The 8,864-nt window shown below is 36.1% G+C and carries 7 protein-coding genes; 6 read left to right on the forward strand and 1 reads right to left on the reverse strand.

Translation table 11 applies throughout. From position 1 onward, the window contains the following. The first annotated feature begins 136 nt into the window (after positions 1-136). The 6 genes from mmgD to ACFWDE_RS28780 all read left to right on the forward strand — a co-directional run bounded on the left by mmgD (position 137) and on the right by ACFWDE_RS28780 (position 7,992). Positions 137-1,258 carry a citrate synthase gene (gene mmgD, locus ACFWDE_RS28755; protein ID WP_377896173.1) on the forward strand — a complete coding sequence of 374 codons (1,122 nt, stop codon included), beginning with the start codon at positions 137-139 and terminating at the stop codon, positions 1,256-1,258. Positions 1,259-1,356: 98 nt separating this feature from the next. Next, on the forward strand, positions 1,357-2,793 hold the full coding sequence (prpD, locus tag ACFWDE_RS28760; protein WP_377896174.1) for a 2-methylcitrate dehydratase: 1,437 nt from the start codon (positions 1,357-1,359) through the stop codon (positions 2,791-2,793). A gap of 18 nt (positions 2,794-2,811) precedes the next feature. Then, positions 2,812-3,720 carry a methylisocitrate lyase gene (gene prpB, locus ACFWDE_RS28765; protein ID WP_000312644.1) on the forward strand — a complete coding sequence of 303 codons (909 nt, stop codon included), beginning with the start codon at positions 2,812-2,814 and terminating at the stop codon, positions 3,718-3,720. A 155-nt stretch (positions 3,721-3,875) separates the two neighbouring features. Beyond that, positions 3,876-5,585: an acyl-CoA dehydrogenase family protein gene (locus tag ACFWDE_RS28770; protein WP_377896175.1), complete on the forward strand. Its 1,710-nt coding sequence runs from the start codon at positions 3,876-3,878 to the stop codon at positions 5,583-5,585. Positions 5,586-5,601: 16 nt separating this feature from the next. Continuing rightward, positions 5,602-6,492, forward strand: a complete 891-nt coding sequence (locus tag ACFWDE_RS28775) for an NAD(P)-dependent oxidoreductase (protein WP_377896176.1) — start codon at positions 5,602-5,604, stop codon at positions 6,490-6,492. A gap of 39 nt (positions 6,493-6,531) precedes the next feature. Beyond that, positions 6,532-7,992, forward strand: a complete 1,461-nt coding sequence (locus ACFWDE_RS28780) for a CoA-acylating methylmalonate-semialdehyde dehydrogenase (protein ID WP_377896177.1) — start codon at positions 6,532-6,534, stop codon at positions 7,990-7,992. Positions 7,993-8,098: 106 nt separating this feature from the next. On the opposite strand, the gene ACFWDE_RS28785 is transcribed toward ACFWDE_RS28780, so the two are convergent. Then, positions 8,099-8,731, reverse strand: coding sequence for a LysE family translocator (locus tag ACFWDE_RS28785; protein WP_377896178.1), 633 nt, complete (start codon positions 8,729-8,731; stop codon positions 8,099-8,101). Positions 8,732-8,864: the final 133 nt, after the last annotated feature.

An 8,864-nucleotide genomic window follows, 5' to 3' on the forward strand; every position in this document is an offset into this window, starting at 1 on the left:
GTATAGAAAACTTATCATTATAAAATAAATTGAAATCTTCTAAAAACTCTGATACATTGAAATAGAAATGTAGTTTCACAGTATTGTAAAGGCTTACAGTTATGTGCACGAAGATCTATTAGGATTGGAGGAAATAATGATGAAAGCTGAAGAAAAATTTTCCCCGGGATTAGATGGTGTAGTAGCAGCGGAGACGAAAATTTCGTTTCTTGACACAGTAAAAGGTGAAATTGTAATTCAAGGGTATGATTTAATCGAACTCTCAAAAACAAAAGAGTATTTAGACATTGTGCACCTTTTATTAGAAGAACGTTTACCGAATGAGGATGAGAAAGCAATAATTGAAAAGAAATTAAAAGAAGAATATGCAGTGCCAGAAGGTGTATTTAATGTGCTAAAGGCATTGCCTAAAGAAACGCATCCTATGGATGGGTTACGTACAGGTGTGTCTGCATTAGCTGGTTACGATAGTGATATCGAAAACCGCTCGTTAGAAGTGAATAAAAGTCGAGGGTACAAGCTTTTAAGTAAAGTGCCAAATATTGTAGCGAATAGCTATCATATTTTAAATAACGAGGAGCCAATTCAGCCCCTTCAGGAATTGTCATATAGTGCGAATTTCTTCTATATGTTAACTGGTAAAAAACCAATTGAACTTGAGGAAAAGATCTTTGATCGTTCCCTCGTTTTATATAGTGAACATGAAATGCCAAACTCTACATTTACAGCTCGCGTAATTGCATCAACACAATCGGATTTATACGGTGCTCTAACAGGTGCAGTTGCATCTTTAAAAGGAAGTTTACATGGTGGTGCAAATGAAGCTGTTATGTACATGCTTTTAGAAGCTGGCAATGTTGAGAAATTTGAAGAACTATTACAGAAGAAACTTTATAACAAAGAAAAAATCATGGGCTTTGGACATCGCGTATATATGAAGAAGATAGATCCAAGAGCACTTATGATGAAGGAAGCTTTAAAACAGCTTTGTGATGTAAAAGGCGATTATACACTATATGAAATGTGTGAAGCTGGAGAGAAGATTATGGAGAAGGAAAAAGGCATTTATCCGAATCTTGATTACTATGCTGCTCCAGTATATTGGATGCTTGGTATTCCAATTCAACTTTACACACCAATTTTCTTTAGCTCTAGAACAGTAGGACTATGTGCGCACGTTATTGAACAACATGCGAACAATCGTTTGTTCCGTCCACGTGTAAATTATATTGGCGAGCGACATGCATTTAGTAAATAAAAACAACTGGGGAGTTGTTAGCGCCGCCCGCCAGATGGGTGTTTGACCGACACCCATCATTAATAATAACGAATTTTCGACAGAAAGGGAAGAATAGCATGATTAAAACAAATGAAATTAAACAAAAAGATGCATTATTAGAAGAAATTACGGACTATGTATTAAATAAAGAGGTTACAAGTGCAGAAGCATTCAGTACGGCCCGCTACGTATTACTTGATACACTTGGATGCGGAATTTTAGCACTACAATACCCGGAGTGTACGAAATTATTAGGACCAGTTGTACCAGGAACAATCGTGCCAAATGGTACACGTGTACCAGGAACATCTTATGTGCTAGATCCAGTAAAAGGCGCATTTAATATCGGATGTATGATCCGTTGGTTAGACTATAACGATACTTGGCTTGCAGCAGAATGGGGACATCCATCTGATAACTTAGGCGGAATTTTAGCAGTAGCAGATTATATTAGCCGCGTTCGTATTTCAGAAGGAAAAGAACCATTAAAAGTACGTGAAGTACTAGAAATGATGATTAAAGCACATGAAATTCAGGGTGTACTTGCTTTAGAAAACAGCTTAAATCGTGTTGGTCTTGACCATGTATTATATGTAAAAGTAGCAACAACTGCAGTAGTTGCGAAAATGCTTGGCGGAACGCGTGAAGAAATCTTTAATGCATTATCACATGCGTGGATTGATAATTCTAGTCTTCGTACATATCGTCATGCTCCAAATACTGGTTCACGTAAATCATGGGCAGCAGGAGATGCGACGAGCCGCGGTGTTCATCTTGCAATGACTGCTCTAAAAGGTGAAATGGGTTACCCAACAGCATTATCTGCGCCAGGATGGGGATTCCAAGATGTATTATTTAATAAGCAAGAATTAAAATTAGCAAGACCGCTAGAATCTTATGTAATGGAAAATGTATTATTCAAAGTGTCATTCCCAGCAGAATTCCATGCACAAACAGCTGCAGAATGTGCTGTGAAATTACATCCGGAAATTAAAGAAAGATTAGATGAAATTGATAGCATTACAATTACAACTCATGAATCAGCAATTCGTATTATCGATAAAGAAGGTCCATTAAATAACCCAGCTGATCGTGATCATTGTTTACAATACATTACAGCAATTGGTTTATTAAAAGGAGATATCGTTGCGGACGATTATGAGGATGTAGTAGCAAATGATCCACGTGTAGATGAATTACGAAATAAGATGGTTGTTGTTGAAAACAAACAGTACAGTTTAGATTATCTTGACCCGAACAAGCGCTCAATCGCCAACGCTGTTCAAGTTCATTTTAAAGATGGTACTGTAACAGAAAATGTGGAATGTGAATACCCACTTGGTCACCGTTTCCGTAGAGACGAAGCGATTCCAAAAGTTGTTCGAAAATTCACTGCAAATATGGCAGGTCATTATTCTAGTAAGCAACAAGAACAAATTCATGAAGTTTGTTTAAATGAAGAAAAACTAGAAAATATGAATGTAAACGAATTTGTAGATCTATTCTTAATTTAATAATAGGGGGAATTTAGAATGGCTTGGGTTGTGAATAAACAGTCAACACAAGAGGAGCTTGCGAATGGCTTCCGAGCTTTAGTAGAAGCAAATGAAATTTTGCAAATTCCAGGTGCTCATGATGCAATGGCGGCTCTTGTTGCGAAAAATACAGGTTTTTCAGCTCTTTATTTATCGGGAGCTGCTTACACTGCAAGTAAAGGTCTACCAGATTTAGGTATCGTGACATCTACTGAAGTAGCTGAAAGAGCAAGGGATCTAGTTAGAGCTACAGATTTACCAGTTCTTGTTGACATTGATACAGGATTTGGTGGAGTACTAAACGTAGCGAGAACAGCTGTAGAAATGGTAGAGGCAAAAGTAGCGGCTGTTCAAATTGAAGATCAACAATTACCAAAGAAATGTGGACATTTAAATGGTAAGAAACTTGTTACTACAGAAGAATTAGTTCAAAAAATTAAAGCGATTAAAGAAGTTGCGCCAAGCTTATATATTGTAGCACGCACAGATGCACGCGGTGTAGAAGGACTAGATGCTGCGATTGAAAGAGCGAATGCATATGTTAAAGCAGGTGCAGACGCAATTTTTCCAGAAGCGCTTCAATCGGAAGAAGAATTCCGTTTATTTACTAGCAAAGTGAATGCACCTTTACTAGCAAATATGACTGAGTTCGGGAAAACACCATATTATAGTGCTGAGGAATTTGCGAATATGGGCTTCCAAATGGTTATTTACCCTGTAACTTCACTTCGAGTTGCTGCGAAAGCGTATGAGAATGTGTTTACTTTAATTAAGGAAACAGGTTCTCAAAAAGATGCACTTTCTAATATGCAAACGAGAAGTGAATTATATGAAACAATTTCATATCATGACTTTGAAGAATTAGATACTGGTATTGCAAAAACAGTATTATCTGAAGATCAATAGGTAGAACAACTAAGGCGATGAGAATACATCTTTGGCAAAACGAACTGCTTGATGTGAAAATTCATCGCCTTCTGTTTTCAATAATAAGATATTCCACTCATCGTAGACGAGCATATGCAAGGAGCAATGAAGGCCGAAATGATAGGGGGATTCAGATGGAGAAAACGAAGTTACCTTGGGATGAATTTTTTTCACTCAATAAAGATGTGAACAATACTTTCTTTACACCAGAAGATTTTTCAGGGGATGAAGATTTAATTGCAAAAACGACAGAACAATTCGTTAAACAAGAAATTGTTCCACAAATTGAGAACATTGAACAACATAACTATAAAGTTTCTCGTCAATTATTTGAGAAAGCTGGGGAACTTGGATTATTAGGCATTGAGGTACCAGAAGATTATGGCGGGTTCGAGTTAGGAAAGGCTGTCTCAGGTCTTGTAGCAGAGAAAATGGGTTACGCTGGTGCATTTAGCGTTTCTTTTAATATACACGCCGGTGTCGGTACATTGCCTTACATATATTACGGAACGAAAGAACAGAAAGAAAAATATTTACCAAAAATCGCATCGGGAGAATGGATTGGGGCTTATGCTTTAACTGAGCCAAATGCCGGTTCTGATGCATTAAGTGCAAAAACGAGCGCAATATTAAATGAAGATGGTACAGCTTGGAAGTTGAATGGTGAGAAGCAGTGGATTACAAATGCTCATATGGCAGATGTATACGTTGTTTTTGCGAAGACAAATAAAGGAATGACAGCGTTTATTGTCGAAAGAACATGTGAAGGTGTATCAATAGGATTAGAAGAAAAGAAGATGGGGATAAAAGGTTCTTCAACGGCGACGCTTATTTTAGAAGATGTTGTTATCCCTGCTGAAAATGTTTTAGGGGAAGTTGGAAAAGGGCATCACGTAGCTCTTAATATTCTTAACTTTGCTAGATTGAAACTTGCTTTTGGAAATATTGGAACAGCAAAACAAGCAATCGGTTTGTCAGTTCAATATGGAAAAGAGCGAAAACAGTTCCAAACGGAATTAGTAGACTTTACGATGATTCAAGAGAAAATTGCAAATATGATCATTGCTACATATGGAGCGGAAAGTGCAGCTTACCGTACAGCAGGTGTAATTGATGAAGCAATTCATGAGAGTGATGAAGATCTTATGAAAAAAATGTCCCAATTTGCAATTGAATGTGCACTGAATAAAGTGAACGCTTCTGAAACACTTGCTTATATCGTAGATGAGGCTGTACAAATTCATGGTGGATACGGTTATATGCAAGAATACGAAGTAGAACGTTTATATCGTGATGCTAGAATTAGTCGTATTTTTGAAGGGACGAACGAAATTAATAGATTAACAGTTGCTAAAATGTTAATGAAACAATTCGAGCAAATTGAAGATCATGTAGTAGAAAGTGATATATCAAATGTAGAAAGAAACCATCGTTACATTTTATTATCGAAAAAATTGTTGAAACAATCTTTGAAAACGCTCTCTAAAACTCCAGGCTTAAAAATTGAGCAAGAGCAAGAATATTCACGCGTATTATCAAATATGTTGACGGACGTGTACGTCATGGAATCAGCATTTTTACGTACGAGTAAAGCAATTAGTAAAAATGGTGAAGAAAAAGAGCGTACGAAGCAAATGATAACAGATGTTATTTGTGAAGAAGGATATCGTAAAGTAGAAGAAGCTGCGATTTCCATCCTTTCAGCAGCTGTCACAGAAGAACAAGATAGAAGTGTAGTTTTAGCTGAAATCCGTCAATTATTAGTGCCTTTATACACGAACTTATTTACGAAAAAGAGAGATATTGCGAAAGCTATTATAAATCGCGGGAAATATATTGTGTAAATAGGAGGAAAGCGATATGAAAAAGATTGGTTTTATCGGTTTAGGTAACATGGGTCTTCCAATGTCTAAAAATTTAGTTAAATCAAGTTACACAGTATACGGAGTGGACTTGAATAAAGAAGCTGAAGCTTCCTTTGAAAAGGAAGGCGGAATTATCGGTTTATCAATTTCGAAACTAGCAGAGACATGTGATGTGATTTTTACAAGTTTACCGTCACCTCGTGCTGTTGAAGCAGTATATTTTGGAGCAGAAGGGTTATTTGAAAATAGCCACTCAAATGTAGTTTTAATTGATACAAGTACAGTATCTCCACAGTTAAACAAACAGTTAGAGGAGTCGGCGAAGAAAAAGAAAGTAGACTTTTTAGCAGCACCTGTTAGTGGTGGGGTAATTGGTGCAGAAAACCGTACATTAACGTTTATGGTTGGTGGATCGAAAGAAGTATATGAAAAAACTGAATCTGTCATGGAAGTACTTGGAGCGAATGTTTTCCATGTTAGTGAGCAGATTGATAGTGGTACAACTGTTAAATTAATTAACAATCTATTAATTGGTTTTTATACAGCTGGTGTGAGTGAAGCTTTAACATTAGCTAAAAAGAACAATATGGATTTAGATAAAATGTTTGATATTTTAAATGTAAGTTACGGTCAAAGTAGAATTTATGAGCGTAATTATAAAAGTTTCATTGCATCAGAAAATTATGATCCGGGCTTTACTGTAAATTTATTAAAGAAAGATTTAGGATTTGCGGTAGATTTAGCTAAAGAAAGTGAACTTCACTTACCAGTAAGTGAGATGTTATTAAACGTATATGAAGAAGCGAGTGAGGCAGGATATGGTGAAAACGATATGGCTGCTTTATATAAGAAAGTTAGCGAACAATTAATTTCTAATCAAAAATAGTGCACTTATAAAAACCATGATAAAAAAGGAGAGAATATAATGATTACAACTGAAATTAAACGAGTGAAAAATCATATTAATGGCGAATGGGTAGAATCTACTGGTACGGAAGTAGAAGCGGTTCCGAATCCGGCAACTGGAAAAATCATCGCTTACGTTCCACTTTCTCCAAAAGAAGATGTTGAAAAAGCTGTTGAAGCGGCAAAAGCGGCATACAGAACATGGTCTAAAGTACCAGTTCCAAATCGTTCAAGACAATTATACAAATATCTACAACTGTTACAAGAAAATAAAGATGAGCTTGCAAAAATCATTACGCTAGAAAACGGTAAAACGCTAACGGATGCAACTGGTGAAGTACAGCGTGGTATTGAAGCGGTAGAACTTGCAACATCAGCACCAAATTTAATGATGGGACAAGCTCTTCCGAATATTGCTAGTGGAATTGATGGATCGATTTGGCGCTATCCAATCGGAGTTGTTGCTGGTATTACACCGTTTAACTTCCCGATGATGATTCCATTATGGATGTTCCCACTTGCAATTGCTTGCGGTAATACATTCGTATTAAAAACATCTGAAAGAACACCACTTTTAGCTGAGCGACTTGTAGAGTTATTCTATGAAGCTGGTTTTCCAAAAGGGGTATTAAATTTAGTACAAGGCGGAAAAGATGTTGTAAATAGTATTTTAGAAAATAAAGATATTCAAGCAGTTTCGTTTGTTGGCTCAGAGCCAGTGGCACGCTACGTATATGAAACTGGTACAAAAAATGGTAAACGTGTACAAGCGTTAGCAGGTGCGAAAAACCATGCGGTTGTTATGCCAGATTGCAACCTTGAGAAAACAGTACAAGGTGTAATTGGGTCTGCGTTCGCAAGTAGTGGAGAGCGCTGCATGGCATGTTCAGTAGTAGCAGTAGTAGATGAAATCGCTGATGAATTTATCGATGTACTAGTAGCAGAGACGAAAAAACTAAAAGTAGGTGACGGTTTCAACGAAGATAATTACGTTGGACCATTAATCCGTGAATCGCATAAAGAGCGTGTTTTAGGCTATATTAATAGCGGTGTAGCTGACGGGGCAACTTTATTAGTAGATGGTCGTAAAATCCATGAAGAAGTTGGGGAAGGTTACTTTGTTGGAGCAACAATCTTTGATGGTGTAAACCAAGAAATGAAAATTTGGCAAGATGAAATTTTCGCTCCAGTACTAAGTATTGTGAGAGTGAAAGATTTAGAAGAAGGTATTAAACTGACGAATCAATCAAAATTTGCAAATGGTGCTGTTATTTATACTTCAAATGGTAAGCATGCACAAACATTCCGTGATAACATCGATGCTGGTATGATCGGTGTAAACGTAAATGTTCCTGCACCAATGGCATTCTTCGCATTTGCAGGAAATAAAGCTTCATTCTTTGGTGATTTAGGTACAAATGGTACGGATGGTGTTCAATTTTATACACGTAAAAAAGTTGTAACTGAGCGCTGGTTTTAATAAAGTGAAAGGATAATGAGTGGGGTGCATTCCCATTCATTATCAAAATAATACAAACGAAAATACACTACTCATAATGGAGTAGTGTATTTTCGTTTGTATTGTGTTAACTATTTCTTTCAAAGGCTAATTTAATACCAAACCCAATTAAGACGATTCCTGTAATTCCTTGAATATAACGCTGTGTCTTCGGTTTTTTCATAAAAGCACTAATTTTATCAATTAAAAATATATAAAAAGCAAACCAAATGACTGTTAAAATGAGATAAGTAAGTCCCATAACGAGAAGTTGTATAAATGTATTATGATTTGGATTTAAAAACTGTGGTAAAAAAGTTAAAAAGAAGACTGCAATCTTAGGGTTTAGTAAATTTGTAAGAAACCCTTGGCGAAAGCAAGAAGTATGTTTATTGTCATTATTTATTGGAACGTCATTTGTGTTTAAGTCTCCGGTGTTTCTTACTGCTAAAAGGGCTTGAATACCAATATAGACTAAATATACAGCACCAACATATTTAAAAATAGAAAATAAAAGAGCAGACTTCACAATAAGTGCTGAAAGACCAATTACAGCAGCTAAAGTGTGAATTAAAAGCGCAACACAAGTACCAAAAACAGTTTTTACGCCACCGATTTTGCCAGCAACCAATGTGTTTTTCGTAGCCATTGCTGTATCAGGACCGGGTAGAATAATAAGACATATAGACATAATAATAAACAGAAAAAAATTTTCCAAAATGTTATCCGCCTTCCTTTTTTGTTTTTAGAAAATTCGATTAACGTTAGTTTAACATATATTTCAGTTAAATAAAATTACATTATATTTAAAATTATTTAACTGAAAAGAAGAGGCCATATAGAGTAGCTGAGAG

The sequence above is a fragment of the Bacillus sp. NPDC060175 genome, assembly GCF_042728695.1.
Lineage (GTDB): Bacteria > Bacillota > Bacilli > Bacillales > Bacillaceae_G > Bacillus_A.